Annotated in this window: 18 protein-coding genes and 1 pseudogene; 9 read left to right on the top strand and 10 right to left on the bottom strand. The window is 41.8% G+C overall.

Going from position 1 to position 23,766, the window contains the following annotated elements:
• The first annotated feature begins 468 nt into the window (after nucleotides 1-468).
• Nucleotides 469-2,031, top strand: coding sequence for an alanine/glycine:cation symporter family protein (locus tag AAEY88_RS11610; protein WP_350562547.1), 1,563 nt, complete (start codon nucleotides 469-471; stop codon nucleotides 2,029-2,031).
• Nucleotides 2,032-2,435: 404 nt separating this feature from the next.
• Here AAEY88_RS11610 and AAEY88_RS11615 read toward each other — a convergent pair whose 3' ends face one another.
• Complete coding sequence (locus AAEY88_RS11615) at nucleotides 2,436-3,050, bottom strand: fasciclin domain-containing protein (protein WP_350562549.1); 615 nt, start codon at nucleotides 3,048-3,050, stop codon at nucleotides 2,436-2,438.
• Nucleotides 3,051-3,709: 659 nt separating this feature from the next.
• A complete protein-coding gene (locus AAEY88_RS11620; protein WP_350562551.1) occupies nucleotides 3,710-4,264 on the bottom strand; it encodes a fasciclin domain-containing protein in 555 nt (184 codons plus the stop codon).
• A gap of 532 nt (nucleotides 4,265-4,796) precedes the next feature.
• On the opposite strand from AAEY88_RS11620, the gene metH reads away from it, so the two are divergent.
• From metH to AAEY88_RS11635, 3 genes and pseudogenes are all read left to right on the top strand, one after another.
• A complete protein-coding gene (metH, locus tag AAEY88_RS11625) occupies nucleotides 4,797-8,621 on the top strand; it encodes a methionine synthase (RefSeq protein ID WP_407074456.1) in 3,825 nt (1,274 codons plus the stop codon).
• Nucleotides 8,622-8,762: 141 nt separating this feature from the next.
• Entirely contained in the window at nucleotides 8,763-9,692 is a 930-nt protein-coding gene (locus tag AAEY88_RS11630; protein WP_350562553.1) for a bile acid:sodium symporter family protein, read from the top strand.
• 2 nt (nucleotides 9,693-9,694) lie between these two features.
• A pseudogene (locus AAEY88_RS11635) lies at nucleotides 9,695-9,790 on the top strand (vitamin B12 dependent-methionine synthase activation domain-containing protein); the annotation flags it as partial.
• 330 nt (nucleotides 9,791-10,120) lie between these two features.
• Here the strand turns inward: AAEY88_RS11635 and AAEY88_RS11640 are convergent.
• From AAEY88_RS11640 to AAEY88_RS11670, 7 genes are all read right to left on the bottom strand, one after another.
• The gene (locus AAEY88_RS11640; RefSeq protein ID WP_350562555.1) at nucleotides 10,121-10,540 is read right to left on the bottom strand and encodes an Abi family protein; all 420 of its coding nucleotides are present in this window, start codon (nucleotides 10,538-10,540) and stop codon (nucleotides 10,121-10,123) included.
• On the bottom strand, nucleotides 10,491-10,916 hold the full coding sequence (locus AAEY88_RS11645) for an Abi family protein (protein WP_350562557.1): 426 nt from the start codon (nucleotides 10,914-10,916) through the stop codon (nucleotides 10,491-10,493). The genes AAEY88_RS11640 and AAEY88_RS11645 overlap by 50 nt, the downstream gene beginning before the upstream one ends.
• A gap of 274 nt (nucleotides 10,917-11,190) precedes the next feature.
• Nucleotides 11,191-11,841 carry a class I SAM-dependent methyltransferase gene (locus AAEY88_RS11650; protein ID WP_350562559.1) on the bottom strand — a complete coding sequence of 217 codons (651 nt, stop codon included), beginning with the start codon at nucleotides 11,839-11,841 and terminating at the stop codon, nucleotides 11,191-11,193.
• Nucleotides 11,842-11,969: 128 nt separating this feature from the next.
• Nucleotides 11,970-12,113, bottom strand: a complete 144-nt coding sequence (locus AAEY88_RS11655; protein WP_350562560.1) for a DUF2256 domain-containing protein — start codon at nucleotides 12,111-12,113, stop codon at nucleotides 11,970-11,972.
• 64 nt (nucleotides 12,114-12,177) lie between these two features.
• Entirely contained in the window at nucleotides 12,178-12,339 is a 162-nt protein-coding gene (locus tag AAEY88_RS11660) for a DUF2256 domain-containing protein (RefSeq protein ID WP_350562562.1), read from the bottom strand.
• Nucleotides 12,340-12,416: 77 nt separating this feature from the next.
• The gene (locus AAEY88_RS11665; RefSeq protein WP_350562564.1) at nucleotides 12,417-13,388 is read right to left on the bottom strand and encodes a Xaa-Pro aminopeptidase; all 972 of its coding nucleotides are present in this window, start codon (nucleotides 13,386-13,388) and stop codon (nucleotides 12,417-12,419) included.
• A gap of 253 nt (nucleotides 13,389-13,641) precedes the next feature.
• Nucleotides 13,642-14,130 (bottom strand): META domain-containing protein, encoded by a 489-nt coding sequence (locus AAEY88_RS11670; RefSeq protein WP_350562566.1) that lies wholly within the window; start codon nucleotides 14,128-14,130, stop codon nucleotides 13,642-13,644.
• Between the two features lie 639 nt (nucleotides 14,131-14,769).
• Here AAEY88_RS11670 and map point away from each other — a divergent pair.
• Complete coding sequence (gene map, locus AAEY88_RS11675) at nucleotides 14,770-15,561, top strand: type I methionyl aminopeptidase (RefSeq protein ID WP_407074458.1); 792 nt, start codon at nucleotides 14,770-14,772, stop codon at nucleotides 15,559-15,561.
• A gap of 68 nt (nucleotides 15,562-15,629) precedes the next feature.
• On the top strand, nucleotides 15,630-18,377 hold the full coding sequence (glnD, locus tag AAEY88_RS11680; RefSeq protein WP_350562570.1) for a [protein-PII] uridylyltransferase: 2,748 nt from the start codon (nucleotides 15,630-15,632) through the stop codon (nucleotides 18,375-18,377).
• Nucleotides 18,378-18,401: 24 nt separating this feature from the next.
• Here the strand turns inward: glnD and AAEY88_RS11685 are convergent, their stop codons facing one another.
• Nucleotides 18,402-19,028, bottom strand: coding sequence for a hypothetical protein (locus tag AAEY88_RS11685; RefSeq protein ID WP_350562572.1), 627 nt, complete (start codon nucleotides 19,026-19,028; stop codon nucleotides 18,402-18,404).
• A gap of 359 nt (nucleotides 19,029-19,387) precedes the next feature.
• Here AAEY88_RS11685 and dapC point away from each other — a divergent pair, with 359 nt between their 5' ends.
• From dapC to AAEY88_RS11700, 3 genes are all read left to right on the top strand, one after another.
• On the top strand, nucleotides 19,388-20,614 hold the full coding sequence (gene dapC, locus AAEY88_RS11690; RefSeq protein WP_350562574.1) for a succinyldiaminopimelate transaminase: 1,227 nt from the start codon (nucleotides 19,388-19,390) through the stop codon (nucleotides 20,612-20,614).
• A 350-nt stretch (nucleotides 20,615-20,964) separates the two neighbouring features.
• Nucleotides 20,965-22,974 (top strand): DUF294 nucleotidyltransferase-like domain-containing protein, encoded by a 2,010-nt coding sequence (locus AAEY88_RS11695; protein ID WP_350562576.1) that lies wholly within the window; start codon nucleotides 20,965-20,967, stop codon nucleotides 22,972-22,974.
• Nucleotides 22,975-23,003: 29 nt separating this feature from the next.
• Nucleotides 23,004-23,609: a 3'-5' exonuclease gene (locus AAEY88_RS11700; protein ID WP_350562578.1), complete on the top strand. Its 606-nt coding sequence runs from the start codon at nucleotides 23,004-23,006 to the stop codon at nucleotides 23,607-23,609.
• Nucleotides 23,610-23,766 lie beyond the last annotated feature (157 nt).

Below are 23,766 nucleotides of genomic sequence, written 5' to 3' on the forward strand. Positions count from 1 at the left end.
GGCGGCTATAAGGTACTCTGACACTTTCTATGTGTCTTAAACAATATTCATTAATACAAATATAACCACTAGCGGACAAATAAAATTCTAGTAATTCATGCAAAACTATGGCAAATTGCAGTTACGTAATTGTATGGTTCGTGTACAATTGGTACACGATTTATTAAATATCGAAAATTAAATAACATAACCGCCTGTTTTATCCGCTGGTCTATTTGTTATTTACCTATTCTTACGGTGTCATGTCATAATCATAAGGCGACAATCAGGATAGCAAAAGGAATTGCGACCGCAGCTACGCTCATGTTAACAGCTCAGGCGTTAATGATAAGCCAAGCGGATAAATACAGACAACTACAATCCATCCTCAGTGGTTAAGATGGCGTTACTGTTCGTTTTGATACAGTTATTTTCACTAGAACTATTAACGCTAAATATCACCGCTTTGAGATTGTTTGAGGAATACATATGGAAGGTTTAGTCAGTTTAGTAAACGGAATTATTTGGAGCCCAGCCCTAATTTACTTATGCTTAGGCGCAGGTTTGTTTTATTCCATCATGACGCGTTTCGTGCAAGTGCGTCTATTCGGCGAAATGATAAAATTACTCTTCACAGGTAAGTCCAGTACAGATGGTATTTCATCATTTCAGGCACTTGCGGTATCGCTTGCCGGGCGTGTGGGTATGGGTAACATCGCTGGGGTAGCTGCGGCTATCGGCTTCGGTGGTCCAGGTGCGGTATTTTGGATGTGGGTTGTGGCATTCTTAGGTGCTTCTACCGCTTATGTTGAATCAACATTGGCACAGATTTATAAAGAAAAAGATGTTATTACTGGCGAATATCGTGGTGGCCCTGCTTATTACTTTGAGCGAGCGCTCGGTCAGAAATGGTACGGTATACTTTTCGCAATCGCTTCTATTTTATCATGTGGTATGTTCTTACCTGGTGTACAGGCGAATGGCGTTATTAGTGCCTTTGCCCAAGTCATGGGTGAAGGAACCATAATGAATGTTGCAGGATTAGAAGTCGGCTCTATGCGTCTAGTCGGCTTAGGCATCATTTTAGTAGTCTTAGGTATCATCATCTTCGGTGGTATTAAACGTATTGCAACTTTTACCGAATACGCAGTACCATTTATGGCAGTCGGTTATATTGCCTTAGCCTTAATCATCATGTTCAGCAACTTCAGTTTGATCCCAGATGTATTTGGTATGATCGTTGGTGATGCCTTTACTGCACAAGCAGGTTTTGGTGCGGCAATTGGTTGGGGTGTGAAACGTGGTATTTACTCTAACGAAGCCGGACAAGGTACTGGCCCTCACGCTGCTGCTGCTGCTGAAGTTGAGCATCCATCACAGCAAGGTCTAGTGCAAGCATTCTCAGTCTACGTTGATACGTTACTGGTTTGTTCTGCTACTGCATTTATGATTTTATCTACTGGCATGTATAACATTCAAGGTACGTTACCAGACGGTCAGTTCATTGTCCAAAATGTAGCCGCCACTACTGAAATCAATGCACCAGCCTTTACACAAATGGCAATGGAATCAGTATACGGTACTTTTGGTAATGTCTTTATCGCAATCGCTGTATTCTTCTTTGCCTTTACTACGATTTTGGCTTACTACTATATTGCTGAAGTTAACGTTACTTACTTAACACGCTTTATAGGTCGCGGTGCTCATAAAACAGGTCTTTTCTTAGCTAAAGTCTTAATTATGGTTATGGTTGCCTATGGTGGTCTTAACTCAGCAGGCTATGTTTGGGCTATTGGTGATATTGGTGTTGGCCTCATGGCTTGGCTCAATATTGTTGGTATCTTGGTCATCTTCATTGTGGCCCGTCCAACGCTAACCATGCTCAAAGACTACGAAGCACAACGCAAAGCTGGCGTGAAACGTTATAGTTTTGATCCAGCAAAATTCGGTATCAAAAACGCGCCATATTGGGAAGAGCGTCATCTAGAAGAGCAGCGAAGATTAGCTAAAGATCCACTAAATAAAGATTTATTAGATGAAGACCTTAAATAATAGACTTTAAAGTGAGCTAAACTAATAATAGCACTTGAGTAAATAAGTCCAATTACAAAAAGCCCGTGGCTATGGTCACGGGCTTTTTTGTGGGACACCCATTACCTTATAATCTTGATACTTAAAATGGATATTCATTAAACCCTCTAACTGGAATACTTTTGATCAAGAAACTTTGAATAGAGTTGAATATAATAGTTTAGATATTGTTAATGCTATAGCGACCCTAAGAAAAAATGGTAGCTGGCTCATCACAGTAGGTAACTCAAGTGAAGACAATGCTGTAGTGAACTCATATAGACTTACCTGTACAGAGTTAAAAACACGTCTACTTAGCCCACAAAAAAGCCCAGCACTAGTGGCTGAGCTTTTTACAATTAATATAGACTAATATTGATTAGATATTATGATTTTGGTAATAATACTGCATCAATAACGTGAACCACACCGTTAGTCGCCATCATATCTGTACCAGTGATATTAGCAGTGTTACCGCTAGCATCAGTGATAACGTTAGCATCACTAATAGTGATCATCTGACCGTTAACAGTCTCGATAGGTTTGTCATAAGGAATATCAGCAGCTTTAACGACCATAGGAACTACATGATACGGAAGAACGCTTTTTAGCAAATCTGTATTGGCTAATAGCTCTTCTTTAGTTACATTTAGTTTGGTCAATACAGCAGCAAATGCATCATCAGTTGGAGCAAATACAGTGTATGTTCCTGCATCCATCATCATGGTATCAAGCCCAGCGGCTTTTAGTGCAGCTGTTAAGATCGTTAGATTTTCATTGCCAGCAGCAATTTCAGCAATACTTTGCGTCGCAGTAGTATCAGCCATAGGATCTACTGCAGCTGCAACTTCTGCTTCAGGTGTAACTTCAGGCATAGCCTCAGTTTCAACCGCAGCTGTAGTATCAGTTTCAGCTGGAGCAGCTGCTTCTTTGTCACTACAGGCTGCTAGTGATAATGCGGCCATGGCGATTACTAAAGGTAATAAAGCATTTTTTAGCATAGGTATATCCTTGTTGGTGGTAGTTGAATAAGTGGATTGATAAGTAAAAATTCTTAGCGATAAGTGAAAGTAGTTGTCAGTAATTGGTTCATTGCTAAAAGCTGATAATTAGCCTAATACTGATAATATCTATAAAGATAGTTTTCAGTATCGGTAACTTAGCAGATAGCCCATCATAGATATTACCCAACTCTAATCTCGGTTTCATTATATCAAGAAATCCGAAGATAACTTACTAGTTTCTAACTAAAGCTTACTTAGATAGTAATACTTTATTAAATAAATGTACCACACTGTTGTTTGCTTGTGTGTTGACCGCTGTTATATCAGATTAACCCTGTTTGAGCAATGATATATAGCATCAGCGATCTATTTTTATCATCGAAGTTAATATTACTCTCTTTGGAAAGTTTTGATTAACGCATTAAGATTCTAAAGAAAAAAGCTCAATCAAGTCTCAAAAAATCGTTTACCTTTGATCAATAAAATTCTTTGAAAATAAACGAAGGTATTTTTTGGTAGTCGATTGTCCGTTAAATGTTGATGATAAACATAATATTAATAATGCCAATATTGATGATATCTAATATTGGCAGCCTAGCAATTAGCTTTGCTGAATCAAGACATATGAGCATATCTTTTCAGCTGTCAATTAACACCTATTTAGGTAACAACACTCTATCAATTACGTGTACCACGCCATTAGTAGCAGCCATATCAGTTTTTAAGATGTTGGCAGTACGACCACTTTCATCCATCAGTTTACCTTGAGGAGTGACTACAAGCGTATCTTTGCTCAGCGTCATAACGTTGCCTGGCTTAACGTCTTTAGCATACATTGCCATATCACCACTAATCACATGGTAACCCAATATTTTAGTCAATAGTGGTTTATTAGCGAACAATTGCGCTTTAGTCATGCCGGTTTCTTGCAAAACTTGCATAAAGGCGGCGTTGGTTGGCGCAAAAACAGTGTAATGAGCACTAGGGTTAGATAGCGCACCAGCAAGACCAGCAGCTTGTACCGCTTCTACCAATACTGAGAAGTCAGGATTACTTTGGGCAAGCTGTACTACATTCATTTTGGCCATGGATTGACTGTGCATTGGTGCTTTCATTGCCGCGTCTTTTTGTGGCATCATATTATTACAGGCACTCAGTCCGGCGATTGAAATAGCAAGGGCGCCGATAGCTGCAATTTTGGTAATTTTCATAATGCTTTCCTTAATAATGAAATATATCCTAATTATTTTCTTACCGATTTACGTATTGTCCTTCGAAGCCCGGTAGGCATAATGCTGACTATTAGCCAAAACTCTACGACTACAGATTTATAAGTCAATCTTACGAACGACCCATTCTTCTAAACTCAAATTAACATATAAAATGAAATTAACAATTTGCAATTACGCTATTTTTTGTGATGTACATGTAATTTCTGCCTATTTTTTAAACAAAAACTTGAACTTTAATGTTTAAAATTAAAGTTTTGTCCCCTTATTAGATTGAATGATATCTATTCACGTATACAAAAAATTTTGAGTCACCTGTTAATAATATGGCTATTCATTAGGTGGACCAGTGCGGCAGAAGTTTTGTATTGCTAATGATGAATAAGGACATGCCCGCGAGCGCTGCGATTTTCATGCTAAAATACTAAGAATTTAACCCTTTTTCTTTTTAATATTTTCAACCTTTTCCCTTCCTATCCTATCTCAATAATATTGACATATAAGTAGTGTTCCTATGACCTCGATAAACGCTTCTCAGGCTGATACAACCGTATCTTCTACTACGCTAGCTGTAGACAATGGCAATCCAAACGCCAATCCCAATGATTTTATATTGACGCCGCCAGCGATTTTCCCTCATAAGGCGCAGCAGCTCACTGCCCGTGAGCGCATCACTGAACAAATGGCATCACGAATCTTAATGCTAGATGGCGCGATGGGAACTCATATTCAAAACTATAAACTTGAGGAAGCAGATTACCGTGGCGAGCGTTTTGCCAATATCAGCCAAGATGTTCGAGGTAATAATGATTTATTGGTGCTTTCGCAACCACATATGGTGAAAGAGATTCATCTTGCCCACCTCGAGGCTGGTGCGGACATTATTGAGACCAACAGTTTTAATGGCACACGCCTGTCAATGTCAGACTATGATATGCAATATCTGGTGCCTGAACTGAATAAGTCTGCGGCAAGGATTGCCCGTGAAGCGGCTGATGAATTCACCGCTAAGACGCCAGAAAAGCCACGCTTTGTTGCTGGAGTGTTAGGCCCAACATCACGTACTTGTTCGCTATCACCGGATGTCAATGACCCCGCTTTTCGTAACATCACCTTTGATGAATTGGTACTGAATTATCGCGAGTCAACGCTGGCGCTGATGGAAGGCGGCGTTGATATTATCCTAATCGAAACTATTTTTGATACCTTGAACGCCAAAGCAGCAATCTTTGCGGTAACCGGTGTATTTGATGACATCGGTTTTGAGCTGCCGATTATGATATCCGGTACGATTACCGATGCGTCGGGTCGCACGCTTTCAGGGCAAACGGCTGAGGCGTTTTATAACTCAGTCCGTCATGCCAAACCACTCTCTGTTGGCTTTAACTGTGCGCTAGGCGCTGATGCACTCAGACCACATATTCAAACGCTATCCAATATTGCTAACATGTATGTCTCTGCACATCCAAATGCGGGCTTGCCCAATGAGTTTGGTGAGTACGACGAAACTCCTAAAGAAACCACTGCTCTACTCGAAGGTTTTGCCAAAGCGGGTATTTTGAATATCGTTGGCGGCTGCTGTGGTACCACACCTGAGCATATCCGCCAAATTGCCAATATGGTGGCTAAATTCCCGCCGCGTGTGATTCCTGAGATTCCGCCTGCCTGCCGCTTATCAGGACTTGAGCCGTTTAACATCACCCCTGCAAGCTTGTTCGTTAACGTCGGTGAGCGTACCAACGTTACTGGTTCCAAGAAATTCTTGCGTTTGATTAAAACCGAAGCCTATACCGAAGCGCTTGATGTCGCTCGTGATCAAGTCGAGGGCGGTGCGCAAGTTGTCGATATCAATATGGACGAGGGCATGCTCGACTCTAAACAGGCGATGATTCATTTCGTTAATTTGGTTTCAGGTGAGCCCGATATTAGCCGGGTGCCCTTGATGATTGATTCCTCTAAATGGGATATTATCGAAGAAGGTCTGAAGCGTATCCAAGGCAAGTCAATCGTTAACTCCATCTCCTTAAAAGAAGGTCATGATGAGTTCGTCGAACGCGCTCGTCTCTGTATGCGTTACGGGGCAGCGGTCATCGTGATGGCCTTTGATGAAGATGGGCAGGCCGATACCTACGAGCGAAAAACTGGCATCTGTCAACGCAGCTATGAGGTATTGGTCAATGAAGTCGGCTTTCCGTCAGAAGATATCATCTTTGACCCCAACATTTTTGCGGTTGCCACTGGCATCACCGACCATAACAACTATGGCGCGGATTTTATCAATGCCACACGCTGGATTACTGATAACTTGCCCAATGCGATGGTATCGGGTGGCGTCTCTAACGTCTCGTTCAGCTTCCGTGGTAATCCTATCCGTGAAGCCATTAACTCAGTGTTTCTCTATCACGCGATACAAAACGGCCTAACCATGGGTATCGTTAACCCTGCGATGCTTGAGCTATATGATGACATCCCTAAAGAAGCACGCGATGCCATCGAAGATGTGATGTTCAACCACAACCAAGGCGAGACGGGACAAGATGCTACTGAACGGTTGATGACCGTCGCTGAAAATTATAGCTTTGGTGGTAAGAAAAAAGACAGCACCGTTGATTTAACGTGGCGTGAAGGCACGGTTGAAGAGCGTATTGCTCATGCCTTAGTGAAAGGTATTACCACCTTTATCGAAGCAGATACCGAAGAGGCGCGCCTAAAATATCCACTTCCGCTCGAAGTTATCGAAGGGCCACTAATGGATGGCATGAACATCGTTGGTGATTTATTTGGTGCGGGTAAGATGTTCTTACCGCAAGTGGTGAAGTCCGCACGGGTCATGAAACAGTCGGTCGCATGGCTCAACCCCTACATCGAAGCCGGAAAAGTCGCAGGAGAAACCAAAGGTAGAATTCTGATGGCGACGGTCAAAGGCGACGTGCATGATATCGGTAAAAACATCGTCGGCGTGGTGCTCGGCTGTAATGGCTATGACATCGTCGATATGGGCGTAATGGTACCTTGTGAAAAAATCCTCGATACCGCGCTTGCTGAAAAAGTCGATATTATCGGGCTATCAGGCTTGATTACTCCTAGCCTCGATGAGATGGTCTATGTCGCCAAACAAATGCAAGAGCGCGGCATAACCTTGCCCTTGATGATTGGCGGCGCGACCACATCCAAAGCGCATACTGCAGTCAAAGTTGAACCCCAATATCAAAACAACGGTGTCATCTATGTGTCTGATGCCTCACGCGCAGTCGGCGTGGTCACTAAGCTGCTGTCCAAAGAAAACCGCCAAGCCTTGATTGATGAAACCCGCGCAGAATATATTAAAGTACGTGAGCGCTTAGCCAAACGCCAACCTAAAGCCGCCAAAATATCGTATGCGGAATCAATCAAAATTGGCTTTAAGGATGATTGGGACAACTATGTGCCGCCTACTCCTAACCAGCAAGGCCAAGTCATACTTGACGATTATCCCATAACCAATTTACTGCCTTATATTGACTGGACGCCGTTCTTTATTTCTTGGGGGCTGGCGGGTAAATATCCCAAAATTCTGCAAGATGAGGTAGTCGGTGAAGCCGCGCGCGACTTATTTGGTAATGCAGAAGATATGCTCAAAAAAATGATTGATGAGAAGTTAATCATTGCTAAGGGGGTGTTTAAACTCATGCCTGCGCGGCGCACCGGTGCTGATACGGTTACTGTCTATGATAACGACCCCCAACAAGGCGGTACGCCAACTTATCAATTCGAGCATTTGCGCCAACAAAGCGACAAGGCCAGCGGCAAGCCTAACTTTAGCTTGGCAGATTTCATCTCGCCATCGGACGCGCATACGGATTATCTTGGTGGCTTTACGGTCTCAATGGTGGGTACAGAAGCGCTCGCTGAAGAATATAAGACCAATGGCGATGACTATAACGCTATCATGGTGCAAGCCTTGTCTGACCGCTTGGCTGAAGCCTTTGCTGAACATCTACATGAGTTGATTCGTAAACAGTATTGGGGTTATCAGCCGGAAGAAACCCTGAGCCAAGATGAAATGCTCAAAGAAAAATATGTCGGTATCCGCCCTGCTCCTGGCTATCCTGCCTGCCCTGAACATACTGAAAAAGGTAAATTGTTTGAATGGCTGGGCACGGTTGACGCTATTGGTACCACATTGACCGAAAGCTATGCGATGTGGCCTGCCTCATCAGTTAGCGGATTCTATTACTCGCATCCTGAAAGTGTCTACTTTAATGTGGGTAAAATTAGCACTGATCAGTTAGAGAGCTACGCTGAGCGTAAAGGTTGGGATATGAAAACTGCTGAGAAGTGGTTGAATCCGAATTTGTAGGATATTTTTTAAGCTACTAGGTTCAGTTAGTTTGTAGCAATATGAGAACTTATTGTTCAGCAGACAAGAGAATATTTTTATAATTTGCAATGAAGATACATGTTAACTTATTGACTACTTTATTATTTTTCGAGAAGCATTGTGAATCAAATTGCGGCACTTTCTAGCTGGGTTGGAAAAACCTTTGCCATTTGGGCATTACTTAGTGCCGTTGTAGGGTTTCTCTTTCCTGAATTCTTTGCATCTTTGGCATTTCTTATCGTTCCGATATTAGGCATTATTATGTTTGGTATGGGTATGACGCTTAAGACCACAGACTTTTTAGAAATTGTAAAACGACCAAAACCTGTGTTGATAGGTTTGTTGGCACAATTTACCCTTATGCCGTTGATAGCCTACTTATTGACGGTGATATTTCAGCTTGATCCGTTAATAGCCGTCGGGGTTATTTTGGTTGGTTGTTGCCCTGGCGGTACTTCTAGTAACGTTATTACCTTCTTAGCTAAAGGCGATGTGGCTTTAAGTGTGGCTATCACCTCTATATCTACTTTGCTTGCGCCATTCTTGACTCCAATTCTATTAGAAATCTTTGCCGGTCAATTGATTGATATCGATCTGCTCAGTATGATGATTACCATTACTAAGATAGTTATCTTACCTATTTTATTGGGTATCGTAGTGCATAAATTTCTTGGCAATAAAATTGAATCTGCTATCAGTGTGCTGCCCATGATTTCAGTATTGGGTATTTCAATTATTATAGCCGCGGTAGTTGCTGTCTCTAAAGCCACTATCCTAGATAGTGGTGCTCTGGTCTTTGTCGTTGTCGCTTTACATAACTTAATCGGTTATAGCTTAGGATATCTGCTCGCCCTATTCTTAGGTTTTACTGAAATACAACGGCGTGCCATCATGATTGAAGTGGGCATGCAGAACTCTGGCCTTGGGGCTGCGCTCGCCGCTACTTACTTCAACCCTGTTGCAGCCCTTCCAAGTGCAATCTTTAGCGTGTGGCATAACTTTAGTGGTGCATTAGTGGCGAATATTTTTGCCAAAAGAGATGCTAAGTAAGCAATAATTTATATTACTCGCATCCTGAAAGTGTCTACTTCAACGTGGGTAAGATTAGTATGGATCAGGTAGAGAGTTATGCTGAGCGTAAAGGCTAGGATATGAAAATTGCTGAGAAGTGGTTGAATCCAAATTTTTAAAAACATGACATCGTGGCTTATTTGTCAAAATAATCTTGTTTACGATTATAACTTTGGCTATGTTAGTCGTAACAGTACCGCCACCTCTACTTTTTGAGCATGTCTCAATAAGAAATGTGGCGGTCTTCTTTTATTTGATATTTTAGAAATTCCAGTCTGACCAACTCTCAAAACCCATGTCTTTAATTGAAATAGCGCCATTAGTTACTAAAGGAAATTCTTGGAGCAGTAACTCAATTCGCTTATCCCATTCTGCACGTGGACTGATAGTCTTTAATAAATATTTTATTAAGCGTAGATAGAAAAATATTTTTTTCTATCTAAATAATGCCAACTACAGATTCCACTCGATTTTTTTGCGGGCTTAGAAATATTAGTATTCGATAATCTAGAATAATGAGCACAAACGTTTCGAACAATGTTTAGAGCATGTATCCAGCTTGAAAATACATTTTCACTAATTTTATATTTGTCTGCAATCTGCTGACGATGCTTATATGTAAGTCCTGAATAAAGCTTAGATATAGAACCAAAATCCAGCACCTCCACCGCTACCCATATCGGTATGCCATCATAATGCTGTAAATGATGTTGAATTGCTGGCTGTTTCTGTGCCTTTGAACGCTTTATTTGTTGATTACAATGCTCTAACCAAATATCATGCTTTTGATTTACTGAAACGTTTATAGTATTTTGTAAAATCGCCATCTAAAAACCTTTTATACAAATGAGCTTGTGGATCAGAGCGTCCCAAAGGATGAGAAACCTCAGTTCTGATAGCCATCTCAATGCGCTCTAATGCATCTAGACAAATCAATCTCAGCTTTTTATCAAATTGATAAATATCTAAAACATTATTGAAACACGTTCTTGCTATAAATAAATCATCTCGTTCTTTGTGACTAATTGACTTGCGGAATGGATACCAATAGCCACTTAGACGGTAATAGCCAATACAAGATAGGTAATGTATTGATCGTTCAAAATTTTCAATAATAAGCCCGCTATCCTGTAAGATGTTCAGCTGCTGATCAAAGTTTTGCCAGTTTTTGAGGGTACGTTTTGTGTTTATATGAGATGCCATATCAAGACCTGTAGTGAATAAAATAAACTAAGCTTTATAAAGTTATTGAGTAATTATTTTTACTCAACCCTCACCCTTCCTCCGCCAACACTTCTCAGAACCATAAACAATCAGCTACCAATCCTTCTCCCACGTTTTGCGCCAGCTAAACTCTCAGTGGCAGACATGACATTCTTTTTTTATGCGCCAGAATATCTATCCTGATAGTTTAGACAACCTACCACCTCTGCCAAAATTAAATTTAAATAGCTTGAATTTAAATAGAGAGTCGAGCTTATATCGACTTATTAATAGCAACAGTCGCCTCCCCCCAATAGTGATAACCAACGATATTGACCCCTTGAGTAAATCCTTGTTTACCCAACACCTCAAAACCAGCTTGTGCTATAAGCTTTTCAATATCCCTATCAAGATGACAACCTCCTGATACCGTCTTCCATACAGGGGTGATGATTTGTTGTATTTTACCCACCAATTTGGGCTTCGGCGCTAAGCCGTGCTCCGCATAATACAACTTACCACAAGGTTTCAGCACTCTTTTAATCTCACTTAACGCTTGGATAGGATTGGGTATAGAACATAAGGTAAAAGTCATCACCACACTATCAACGCTATTATCTTCAAGGGGTAGCGTCTCAGCAGACAACGGCTTAGAAACCAATTCAATACCTGCTGTATCAAACCTTTCTTGTGCCAATGGATGGATGTGCGGGTCAACCCCTATTACTCGTTTGACGCTCTGTTTGTTATAAAATTCAGCATTAAGCCCACTGCCAACACCAATTTCTAGAACTACGCCACTGGCCTTTGGTACTACAAGCTCTCTTTGTTTGCTAACACTTTCTAATGTACAGGCCTTATCTATTAACACAGGTAAAACTTTATTATCATAGACTCTTTTGATACTTGTCAGTTTTGAGGTCATTATTGTCCCTGTAACATTATTTGTGATACTGATTCTTTTTGTGATATTGAGTCTTTGTTAATGATGGCATTTGTCATGTAGCTGTATATCTAATCTCTAAACCTGAGGAAGAGTAGCGTCTTTGTATTTTAGTCGCCTTTTTTCACCCGCCGACATCGCTCAGAACAATAAATCACCTGCTCCCAATCTTTTTCCCACTTCTTACGCCAGCTAAATGGCCGCTGGCAGACGGGGCAGATTTTTTGCGGTAGGTTTACTTTTTTATGTGCCATCGTCTTCCTTGCGCGGTTAACTCACTAAGCCAGACTTGGACGTCTCTAGCCTTCTTTCTAAATATTATTTCTGATGGTCTAAACCCTCATACTTCTTAACCCGACGACACTTGTCTGAACAATAGACCATACTATCCCAATTTTTATCCAACTTTTTACTCCAGCTAAACTCTCGTTGGCAAACAGGACATTCTTTTTTCCGGACATTCTTTTTTTTGTGCGCCATACTTTTCTCATTAAATTGTTTAATACATAAGTTTTTTAATACATAAGTTACTTAATACGAATTTCAAAACTTAAAAGTTAACGTCCCCATATTGGTGACCGCACTACTTCACCCGCCTTACTACTGATAGTATAACTTATGCCACCAGACAGTGACCGTATGACTAGACTACCACCACTTTGAGTACTGCCCTGCATATTTCGCGTTGGATAGACAGCATAACTGCCACTTGGTGATAAACGTGCTGGCTCATCAAGACCCGTTTCTGCTAGGTTGATTACTTGTCCAGTGGCTAATGTCATAACCGCCGCTTGGCGACCATTTAGATAGGCCATACGCTGACTATCAAGGCTCAGCTGCGGACTGGCGGCGTATCCTGCGGTAGCTATTTGAGAAATGCTACTGGTCGCAAAATTATAGCGGTAGATACGCGGACGGCCAGCTTGGGTTTTGTCACTGACATAAACGAAGCTTTTACCATCAGGCGCGTAGCTTGGCTGCACTTCGGTACTCGGTAGCATAGTAATTTGAGTGGTCGTGCCCTTGCTTAAATGCAGCTCATAAATATCGGCATTACCGCCAACTGTTGAGCTATACAGTAATTTTTGACCATCGGGTGAAAATGAAGCTGATAAATTACTACCGTTAGCATTTACTACCAGCTTACGGGTTTGTTTACGGCGATTATAAATATAAATCTTCGGTTGCTCGCGCAGTGCTTGCTTACTGTAAGCCAATAACTGCCCATCCGCTGACCATGCCGGCGAATAGATATAGCCATTTAGCTGCTCGATTAATTGCCTATCGTTACCATCAGGACGGATACTGTATAGCGAAGATATCTTTGTAGCACCAAAGCCCTGCTCCTCCACATAGGCAATGCGCCCAAGACGGTCACTGGTTGGCATCTGCGCTGTGAGTGAATTGCCAATGGTATTGCTAGCCATTGGCAAAGTACTACAGGCGCTCAAAATATTAATAGCCGCACCAAGCATAATAATAGTAACGCCTTTGCTGACAGAAAGCTGGTTGATAGTAGAGGTAAGCATAAAATAGAACTCAGTTAATTGATGCAAAAGACGACTATAAAAATGATTAATTATAAAGGACAGGTATTGCGTGTTATAAGCAGTGTGACAGAATATATCACTAAATCTTAGATAAAGACTTCCAAAAAATAGTGAAAAAAAAGCCCCACTACAGCATAGTGAGGCTTTTTTTACTGATTATAGCTATCTATTATTTTTTAATAAACAGTAGAATTCTATTATCGATAGCTTTAAAACATTTTAAGTAAACGAATTACTTAGATACCGCTTTGAAGTGTGCTACTTGGCTGGCATTGGTAATGGTTAAAACAGGCACATTATTAGCATTTTTGCTCAAGCTGTATTTACCTTGTACTGTTGCCATGGTCGCTGTATCGAAGCTGGCTTGTGGTTCAGGGCATGCCATCATAGTGCTAAGAACGTTGTTAAGCTGAACATTGCCATTTACAACACTGTATTCAGCGCCCATATTGTTACAAGTATTCATAAAGGTAACGCGATCATTACCATTCACATTCATAAAGCTTAGGATTAAAGGCTTTGCTGGATCAAAGAATAGCTGAGTAACTTTAGCGCCATTAGTGCGTTTAGCATCGATAAGCTGCCAGTTATAGGCTTGCAACGCATTTGTGGTTATGGGCTGAGTTACTGGCGCAGTAACGCTTGGCGTGGTTTGGCAACCAGCGGCTAATGTACCTACTGCTAAGACGCCTGCCATCATTACTTTAGTCATGTTTTTCATATAAACTCCTACAAAGGTTAAATTAATTTATTATATATATACTCTTAAGAGGTTTCCCTCAAAGTTTTTCGCGATTATTGTCCTGATAAAATAAATAAGTGTGTCCTTATTTATTTAGCGCATTATATACCTATATTGTTGCTGCGCTATCTGTAGTTATTAGGATTTATATTGGTTAGTAACTTTTTATCTAGCAGTAAAACGACTTGTTATTTTTATTTATATCTGTTGTTCTGTTTGATGGCTTAATAACTCATCTATTAAGGGTGATTATTATGCCGTTCAAGTATCCGACTGTCATGCAGTGTTATGTATAGGCTTAGGTGAAGGTTTGTTCCAGCCTATAGGCGTTTTGCTACTGACCCTTGCTAGTTGTACACTTACCTGTTATTTAGTTATGCTTTATTATTGTTTTATTTCATCTAATCATGTCAGCTTAACCACGCATACTTGCTATAGAGGGTCTGTTATCGATAAATAATCGTAAGGTTTAAATGGTAGTGTCAAAGAACTATTTGCAAAATGCTATTGATAATTAATTACAATTCCTTGACAAGAGTAAAAGTAGTCAAAACCGTCACTGATCCATTTATGGTATAATTTACCCACATTAATAACATAACTATAAGTACAACCATGATGACTAAAAAATCCCTTATCCAATCCCCAGAAGCCATAGAAAAAATGCGTATAGCCGGTAAACTTGCCAGCGATTTGCTAGTCATGCTTGATGAGCATGTCAAAGTTGGTGTCAGCACCGAAGCGCTAAACCAAATTGCCCACGATTTTATTGTCGATGTGCAACACGCTATTCCTGCCCCGCTTAATTATAATGGCTTCCCGAAATCAATCTGCACCTCAGTCAATCACGTGGTCTGTCACGGTATCCCAACTGAGAACAAATTACTTAAAGACGGCGATATTATCAATATTGACGTGACGGTGATCAAAGATGGCTATTATGGCGATACCTCTAAAATGTGGATTGTCGGTAATGGTTCCATTATGGCGCATCGTATCTGTAAAGTAGCACAGGATGCTCTTTATGCGGGTATGAAGGTGGTCAAAGACGGTGTACGTTTAGGTGATATCGGCGCGGCCATTCAAGAAGTAGTGGAGCCTGAGCGCTTTAGTATTGTGCGCGAATTCTGTGGTCACGGCATCAGTGACGAATTTCACCATGAGCCCCAAGTTATGCATTATGGCAAAAAAGGGACAGGTTTTGAGCTGAAAACGGGTATGACCTTTACTATTGAGCCCATGATTAACCAAGGCACGTGGCAGACTAAAATCTTGCCGGATGAATGGACGGCTATCACTAAAGACCGTAAGCTGTCCGCGCAATGGGAGCACACAATGGTCGTAACTGACAACGGCTGTGAGGTGTTTACTACCCGCCCTGAAGAAGATTTAAGTTTTTTAACCCAGTAATAAAACGAAAGATCGCTTAGGCGGTCTTTTTATTGTTCTCATTTTAAACTATCAATTGGATAACGCTCATGTTTAGCTGCGATGTCGCCTCTATTTATCTTACACCACTGCCGTCCCTGCCTGCAGAAAACGTACAGAAAGAAGCGTCTATCACCGAAAAATCACTACTGGGTATTCCAGAGTGGCTGACCCAAATTAATGACGATATTAGCCGTGCGCTTGAGCGTGGCGTCAATATTCGTCAATTAGTGGCATCGCGTGCCTGCGCGATTGATAGCTTACTCATCGCCTTGTTTGATTGGTTCGAGCTGGATCAAACTGATTTGGCATTATTCGCGACTGGTGGTTACGGCCGTGGTGAGCTCTCATTACATTCAGATATCGATATTTTATTGCTGTCCTCCGATAATATTGCGGCAGATATTATTAAAAGGATTGATAGTTTGGTAGCGCTGCTATGGGATATTGGTCTCGAGCCAGCACTAGCAGTACGCAGTGTCAGAGACTGCTTGGATGCGGCGCCTGATCATACCGTTGCCAGTACTTTGCTTGAGGCCAGGCTATTGACTGGTAATGAGGAACTACAAAGTGTGCCCAATGATATTGTTAATCAGCTATGGTCACAGCGGGATTTTTATGAGGTAAAAATTGCTGAAGCGAAGTCACGTTATCTGCAGCATAATGCTACAGAGTATAATCTTGAGCCTAATATCAAGACTGCTCCTGGCGGTCTGCGTGATATCCATATTATTGGCTGGGTCACTAAGCGCTACTTCCGTGTGGGTAAACTCTATGACTTAGTACAACAAGACTTTTTGACTGAAAAAGAGTTTGATGAGTTAAGCTTTGCAGAGAGTTATTTATGGCAAATACGTCATTATCTGCATGAGCTAACCGGACGCAATGAAAACAGGCTGTTATTTGATTACCAACGCGATATTGCCCAGCGGATGGGCTACGAGTCGCAGCCCGATGATCAACCTAATGCCGCAGTCGAGCGCTTTATGCGTGATTATTATCGTTGTGCGATGCAAATATCAACGCTATCTGAGATGTTAATTAATCACTATTTTGAGACCATCATAGAGCCCCAGTTACCCGATAATGAACGGCCAATAAAACGCCCTATTAACGCCCGATTTAATCAAATCGGCGACCAGATCGCCATGGCCCATCATCGAATGTTTGCTCAGCATCCTGAAGCAATTTTAGAGATGTTTTTATTGATGGGTCAGTACGGTATCAAAAAAGTGCGCACTCGTACCCTACGCGCACTCAAGATTGCGGCTCGTGGTATCGACCAAGCTTATCGTGATAATCCTGAGCACCAAGCACTCTTCTTAGATAATTTAAAAGAACAAAATTATCTGTTTCACCGCCTGCGTGCGATGAACCGCTACGGGGTGTTGGGTAATTATATTCCAGCTTTTGCGCAAGTTACCGGTATGATGCAGTACGACTTATTCCATCGCTATACCGTTGATGCGCATATCTTATTTCTGATTCGAATTTTGCACCGCTTTACCGATGAGCGTTTTTATCAAGACTTTCCGCTGGTCAGTTCTATTTTTCAACGTATTGAGCGTAAAGAAATCATCGTATTGGCAGCGATGTTCCACGATATTGCTAAGGGTCGCGGTGGTAATCATAGTGAGATTGGTGAGACTGAAGCGATTGAGTTTTGTTTAACCCATGGTATGAGTAAAGCGGACGCACGTTTGGTTGGTTGGTTGACGCGCTATCATTTACTGATGTCGATGACTGCGCAAAAAAAGGACATTGCTGACCCTGAGGTAGTGACCCATTTTGCTGATTTAACGGGCAATGTCACCCATCTTAATCACTTATACGTGTTAACAGTCGCCGATATGAATGCGACCAATCCACAGCTTTGGAACAGCTGGCGGGCATCCCTTATGAAGCAGTTGTACTCACAAACGCGACGCATATTACGAGCTGATATCGATGCGCCAACCAACCGTCAAGATATGATCAGTGCCACTCGTAAGCAAGCGCTTACAATGCTGGATAATGTTGACAATCAACATATGAATCGTGATGAGGTATTGAGGTTGTGGGATGATTTGGGCGATGAGTATTTTTTGCGTGAAATTGCAGAGGATATCTTATGGCATACCGAGTCTATTCTAAACCACCCACCGATTGGACATGCCTCTAATGCTGATAGTCCGCCTTTAGTGGTGCTGCGTGAGCACCGAGAACTGGCGCTTGATGCCGTACAAGTTTTTGTTTATACCCAAGATCAGACCAATTTATTTGCCGTAACTATGGCCGTATTTGATCAAATGAATTTAGATGTTTTGGATGCTCGTATTATAACGGCCACCCGCGACTTTGCCTTGGATTCTTATGTCCTGCTGGATCGTAGTGGTACCTTACTGGTTGATGAAGACAGTCAGCAAGAGCTTAAACAACGCCTGATTGACGCCTTTAAAAACCCTACTGTTCCCAAATTGACACAAAAACGTATCCCGCGCCAGCTAAAGCATTTCGAAGTCACCACTACTATTAGTTTTGAGTTTAATGATGCCTCAGATCAACATATTATGAGTTTGCAAACGCTTGATCAGCCAGGATTATTAGCGCGAGTAGGACAGGTATTTTTGCAGCAAGAGATTGAGGTTCATGCGGCACGCATCACCACTTTAGGCGAGCGTGCAGAAGATATGTTCTATATTAGTGATCAAAAAGATCAACCGCTTTCAGCCGATAAGCTTGAGACACTAAAGGCGGCGCTCACTGCCAGTCTCAGCATAACTTCTGATAAGATTCATACTGAGGCTGGTCATACTTAAGTAGATCTGTTTAAAATAAAGGTTTTAGATCACGCTTTTATATATCATCTCGCTGGCATGCGCGGTCAGCTCATCATCGGCAAGCTCTGGCGGTAGAACCTGCGCCTCCAGCTGATGTTGTCCTAAAATCAGGCGTCCGGCGTTGATCTCTTTTTGCAATAAGCATTGCAGACTGGCCAGACGAAGCTCGGTCTCATAGCGCTCGTAAATATGCCGCAAAGAAATGGGCGCACTGGCATGAATATCAGGAAAAATACTATCCGTTGCTAAAATAGTCATCTCATTAAGAGCTTGCTCACCTGCCATTTCCTCTTTATTAATATTACTTTGGATATAATTGGCAAGCCTACCTTTGGAGGCTAACATGATGAAGAAGAACAGCGTCTGTATCCCAAATACGATCATATATTGCCATAACAGTAGCTGCATAGTGAGCAGCTTACTCAGCAACATCATTGCGATCGCCGCTACCACATAGCTGACCAGTTGCCACATCAGCCACATAATTAGACTGTTATCTCCAAACCAAAACATTTGGCGTTCCCTGAGAGTTATGAGTCGCTGGCGCGCTTGCCACCACTGCTGCTCACACCGTTTAAGCGGTTCACAAAATCCAGAATAGTGAACATTATCGTTAGAAAAATTAGGCATATTAATCGATTATCCTTACAACAACCCGCGACGGTTATTGCGTTTACTATTATTAGTTACAAGCTATGAATTAGATGATCCTACCATTAAGAAGTGAGTGTAAAGCTTATCAGAATCCAGCTAGATTGCTTTGTCACCTTTTCCTAACATCAACCTAGAGTTAAGAATCTGTTTATCAGTATTTTTTAACCTATAGACGTTCAGGTTATAATGAGGATATTGCCTTGAACATAAGAAAAAAAAGAAATAAGAGCAGCGCTACACTACTTAAATGTAATTTTTCGTTATAATATTACTATCTTCTGTTTATTATATTTACTCATTTCTCCTAACAGTTACTTATTATAGTTACCCTACTTATGAATAACAACTTGAACCAGCTGCATCCTTACCCTTTCGCTAAGATGGCATCCTTACTTGCCACCAGTACGCCAGCATCTACTTATTCTGAAATTAAGCTTGGTATTGGTGAACCAAAACATACCCCGCCAGCATTCGTTTTGGACGTACTGAGAGAGAACTTAGATAAATTATGTCGCTATCCCACTACTAACGGCTCCTTTGATCTACGGCAAACTATTGCGCATTGGCTTGAGAAGCGGTTTTTCTTGCACCATGTCGACGCCAATACTGAAGTATTGCCAGTGATGGGCACGCGTGAGGCGATTTTTAGCTTTGTGCAAGCGGTAGTCAATCACAGTGAAGCGATTATAGACAGCCAAGATAAGCCGTCAGCCAACCCAGTGGTGGTAATGCCCAATCCGTTTTATCAAATTTACGAAGGCGCGGCGATACTCGCACAAGCGACACCATACTTTGTGCCTTGTACTATAGACAATGACTTTAAGGGCAACTACCGTGCCGTGCCACAAGAGGTTTGGGCACGTACACAGTTGCTTTTTATTTGTAGTCCAAACAATCCAACCGGATCAGTAATGACGATGGATGATTGGGAGCTGCTCATTCGTCTATCAGATCGATATGGCTTTATCATTGCCAGTGACGAATGTTATAGCGAGCTATATTTTGATGAGGCGCCTATTGGTTTGTTGCAAGCGTGCACCACACTTGGCCGTGATAACTTTAAAAACTGCGTTGTATTTCATTCGTTATCCAAGCGCTCAAACTTGCCAGGGCTACGCTCAGGATTTGTCGCTGGAGATGCTGAGATTTTAAAAGCGTATCTGCAATATCGTACCTATCAAGGCTGCGCAATGCCGATACCACATCAGCTTGCCTCTATGGCTGCTTGGCAAGATGAGAAGCATGTGGTACAAAATCGGGCACTGTATCAAAAAAAGTTTGCGCTATGGATGGCTGAGCTTGGTCAGCTACTAGATTTACGCATGCCAGAAGCAGGATTTTACTTTTGGATAAAAGTTCCTGAACAGTTTGGTGGCGATGATGAAGTGTTTGTTAAAGCACTCTATGAGCAGGCCAATATTCATGCATTAGCAGGACGCTACCTATCACGCGAGGTTAATGGGAAAAATCCAGGTCAAGGCTATGTGCGTATTGCTCTAGTTGCTAGCGTTGAAGAAAGTCGTGAGGCCATTAGCCGTATCCGAAAATTGCTAAATGCTTAAACATAGCTGCAGTATTTAGCTCATTACTTAATTCAAAGTTTAACAATTGAAGGTTTAGGGATTTAAAATTTAGAGATTCAAAGACTTAAAAATATTTTTGATACCCTTAACATCATCAATGTTATTGAGGATAAACGTCAAGATAGTGCTATAGTAAAAGAATATTACTATAACCGTTAATGTGGTTAAACCATCTGCATATGATTTAGTAAATCTCAATTGAGCAACTTTGCTATCTTGTGAACAACAGCGTTGAGTGGGCTTTATTAAATTGTGTTTAGGTTCATATGTTGATTTTGGTTTGACTGTATTTATTATGTTTGACTAACAGTGCCGTCAAGGATGATGCCATGCCCCATCTTAATTTTAACCAACCACCATTTGATGTCTTAACTCTCGCTGAGCGCCAAAGCCTCAAAAAGCATACTCAAGTGCGCTATCTGGCCGCTAATGAGATTCTTCCTGTTGACGATTTACAATACTTTTTTGTGGTGTTAAAAGGTCAAGTTGAACAGACATTTAATGGTGAGTTCGTTGCTTCCTACTTGGGTAGCAACCATTCTGATCATGTCAATAGCAATGACTGGTTTGACAGTCGCCGTACACCCGAAATACAAACGCTACCGCAGACCTCCCCGGCAGCGACAGCGACAGCGACAGCGACAGACACTAATAATACGCCGCACTATGACTATCGCGCTGACGAGGATACGCTATTATTGCAAGTTGATGGCGTCGCTATGAATAGAATCAGTGCACAAAACTACCTCGTACGGCAATTATTATCCGATAAACTGCCAGAAAAATTAAAAGCGTTACAACAACGACGTAACTCGCCAGGGCAAGCATTGGGGCTGGGAAAAGATAGCTATACTGCACAGCAAGAAGTTCAGCAAATTATGCTACAACCAGTCACTGATGTTACTTTATTGCCAGTACATATTGTTGACGCTGATAGCAGCCTATACCACGCCGCACGTACCATGACTGAGGCTGGGCTTAAACACGTATTGGTACGACCAATAGATCATTTATCAGCAAACCATTCATCAAACCATTCATCAAATCATTCATCAGCAGTAGCCAGTTCAGACCGCGCGCTGGGTATTTTGACCGATTCTGATATTTGCCGTGCTGTCAGCGAGCAGCAAGATCCCGCAACCACCCAATGCCAACGCTATACGAGCTTCAACTTACATACCATTGATGCAGATCATGAAATTGGCGACGCCCTATTGACCATGACCCGTTACCGCATTCACCGCTTACCTGTGATTGATGATAGCGGACAAGTGGTGGGCATACTGGGTCAAAGCGATATGCTCGCCTATATTGGTCATCACTCACAGCTGATTAGTATCCAAATTGAGCAGGCAACAGATTTAACCAGTATCCATACGGCGGTGGAGCTGATTGGACGCTATATTCGCGCGCAGCAACAAAATGGCGTGAAGATCGGTATCGTTAGCCGCATGGTACAGACGCTCAATGCACAGGTATTTACTAAGCTATGGAAACTTATCGTCCCCAATGAAGTCATGGCAAATACCTGCGTGATTGTAATGGGGTCAGAGGGTCGCGGTGAGCAAATCATGCGCACCGACCAAGATAATGCGCTTATTATAAAAGATAACTTTACCCATCCTGATTTAGCGCAGTTTGCGGAGACCTTTAATAATCACTTAGCAACCCTTGGCTATCCGCTATGTGATGGCAATATCATGATGACCAATCCCATGTGGCGACAACCGCTTAAGCAATTTAAAGCGCAAATCAGCTTATGGTTTAGAAATACTGATCCTATGCACAGTATTTATCTGTCAGCGATTCTAGATGGCGAATACGTCTGCGGTGATGAAACCCTACTGACAGATATCCGTAAACATCTAGAGACCGCTCATCATCAGTCAGATCCTATGTTTGTACGTCAGTTTGCCCGTGCTGCTTTACAGTTTGGGGAGGTTAATCAATGGTGGCAAAAATTTGCACCCCTACTTGGTAAACCTAGCGCTCATGATATTGACCTTAAAAAAGCGGGGATTTTTCCCTTAGTTCATGGTATCCGTGCTCTGGCACTAGAGCACGATATCTTGCAAGTTCCGAGCACTAAGAATCGTTTAAAGGCTTTAGTGCAAGTACAGGCTTTGACCCAAGAGCGTGCCGATACTTTAGGTGAGGCATTAGAATTTTTTATGGCCCAGCGTTTAGCGGTAGCCTTATCCACAGAAAATAAGCATGCTCGGCAGGTTGACCCTACTACCTTATCTGCCCTTGAGCGTGACGTGTTAAAAGAGTGTCTGGCCGTGGTAAAAAGCTTTAAAGTACAGCTACGTCAGCATTATCAGCTTGAGGTGGGATAAAATGGGCTATCGATTAGATTGGAATTTTTATGAGCTTGCTTAAACAATTATCTTGCTCATGGCAAAAGACGCAATTGCAGCGTCCTGAGTTTGCATCAATGTTTGAGTCACCCATAGAGGGTCAATGGGTGGCGATTGACTGTGAGATGACCGGACTAAATCCCAAAAAAAATCATCTCCTTTCTGTGGCAGCCATCCATATCAACGGTAATACTATCGATACCGGTAACGGTCTGCATTTAGTTTGTCGTCCACCAGTCATGCCAGATCGCGATACTATTGTCATTCATGGCCTGCGAACCGCGGACGTTGAGCACGGCATTAGCTATGATGAAATGCTCGATTTACTATTGCCGTTTATTGATAATCGGCCGATAGTAGGATTTTGTCCACAGATTGATACCGCGTTTTTGAACCCTTTGGTCAAGCGCTATATGGGCACTTCCCTGCCCAATCGGGTAATAGATGTAAGATATTTATATAGTAAGCGGATGGGCGATCGTACTCCAGGTATTCCCAATCAGTCGCAGCATTTGACCAACATTTTAGCGCATTATAATATCCCTGAATTTGGTAATCATGACGCTTATAACGATGCAGTGATGACCGCAATGGCGTTTCTGCATGTACGTTAATATGTAAGGCAAATTTTTAAGGTCATTTTAAGGTCATTTTTTATAAAATCTTACAGATTCGCAAAGGTACAATGTTACCTTTGCTAAATTTATCTTCGTTAAAATTTATCTTCGTTAAATAAGTCACTTTGACCCTGTTCCTACCTCAGCGCATCTA

Source organism: Psychrobacter sp. CAL346-MNA-CIBAN-0220 (assembly GCF_040309805.1).
Lineage (GTDB): Bacteria > Pseudomonadota > Gammaproteobacteria > Pseudomonadales > Moraxellaceae > Psychrobacter.

Excerpts from the sequence above, each read along its gene's own strand:
- AAEY88_RS11615 (WP_350562549.1), bottom strand. The coding sequence starts at position 3,050 with ATGCTAAAAAATGCTTTATTACCTTTAGTAATCGCCATGGCCGCATTA.
- metH (WP_407074456.1), top strand. The coding sequence starts at position 4,797 with ATGACCTCGATAAACGCTTCTCAGGCTGATACAACCGTATCTTCTACT.
- AAEY88_RS11610 (WP_350562547.1), top strand. The coding sequence starts at position 469 with ATGGAAGGTTTAGTCAGTTTAGTAAACGGAATTATTTGGAGCCCAGCC.
- AAEY88_RS11645 (WP_350562557.1), bottom strand. The coding sequence starts at position 10,916 with ATGGCATCTCATATAAACACAAAACGTACCCTCAAAAACTGGCAAAAC.
- AAEY88_RS11665 (WP_350562564.1), bottom strand. The coding sequence starts at position 13,388 with ATGCTTACCTCTACTATCAACCAGCTTTCTGTCAGCAAAGGCGTTACT.
- AAEY88_RS11620 (WP_350562551.1), bottom strand. The coding sequence starts at position 4,264 with ATGAAAATTACCAAAATTGCAGCTATCGGCGCCCTTGCTATTTCAATC.
- AAEY88_RS11650 (WP_350562559.1), bottom strand. The coding sequence starts at position 11,841 with ATGACCTCAAAACTGACAAGTATCAAAAGAGTCTATGATAATAAAGTT.
- glnD (WP_350562570.1), top strand. The coding sequence starts at position 15,630 with ATGTTTAGCTGCGATGTCGCCTCTATTTATCTTACACCACTGCCGTCC.
- AAEY88_RS11655 (WP_350562560.1), bottom strand. The coding sequence starts at position 12,113 with ATGGCACATAAAAAAGTAAACCTACCGCAAAAAATCTGCCCCGTCTGC.
- AAEY88_RS11660 (WP_350562562.1), bottom strand. The coding sequence starts at position 12,339 with ATGGCGCACAAAAAAAAGAATGTCCGGAAAAAAGAATGTCCTGTTTGC.
- dapC (WP_350562574.1), top strand. The coding sequence starts at position 19,388 with ATGAATAACAACTTGAACCAGCTGCATCCTTACCCTTTCGCTAAGATG.
- AAEY88_RS11685 (WP_350562572.1), bottom strand. The coding sequence starts at position 19,028 with ATGCCTAATTTTTCTAACGATAATGTTCACTATTCTGGATTTTGTGAA.
- AAEY88_RS11640 (WP_350562555.1), bottom strand. The coding sequence starts at position 10,540 with ATGGCGATTTTACAAAATACTATAAACGTTTCAGTAAATCAAAAGCAT.
- map (WP_407074458.1), top strand. The coding sequence starts at position 14,770 with ATGACTAAAAAATCCCTTATCCAATCCCCAGAAGCCATAGAAAAAATG.
- AAEY88_RS11670 (WP_350562566.1), bottom strand. The coding sequence starts at position 14,130 with ATGAAAAACATGACTAAAGTAATGATGGCAGGCGTCTTAGCAGTAGGT.
- AAEY88_RS11700 (WP_350562578.1), top strand. The coding sequence starts at position 23,004 with ATGAGCTTGCTTAAACAATTATCTTGCTCATGGCAAAAGACGCAATTG.
- AAEY88_RS11695 (WP_350562576.1), top strand. The coding sequence starts at position 20,965 with ATGCCCCATCTTAATTTTAACCAACCACCATTTGATGTCTTAACTCTC.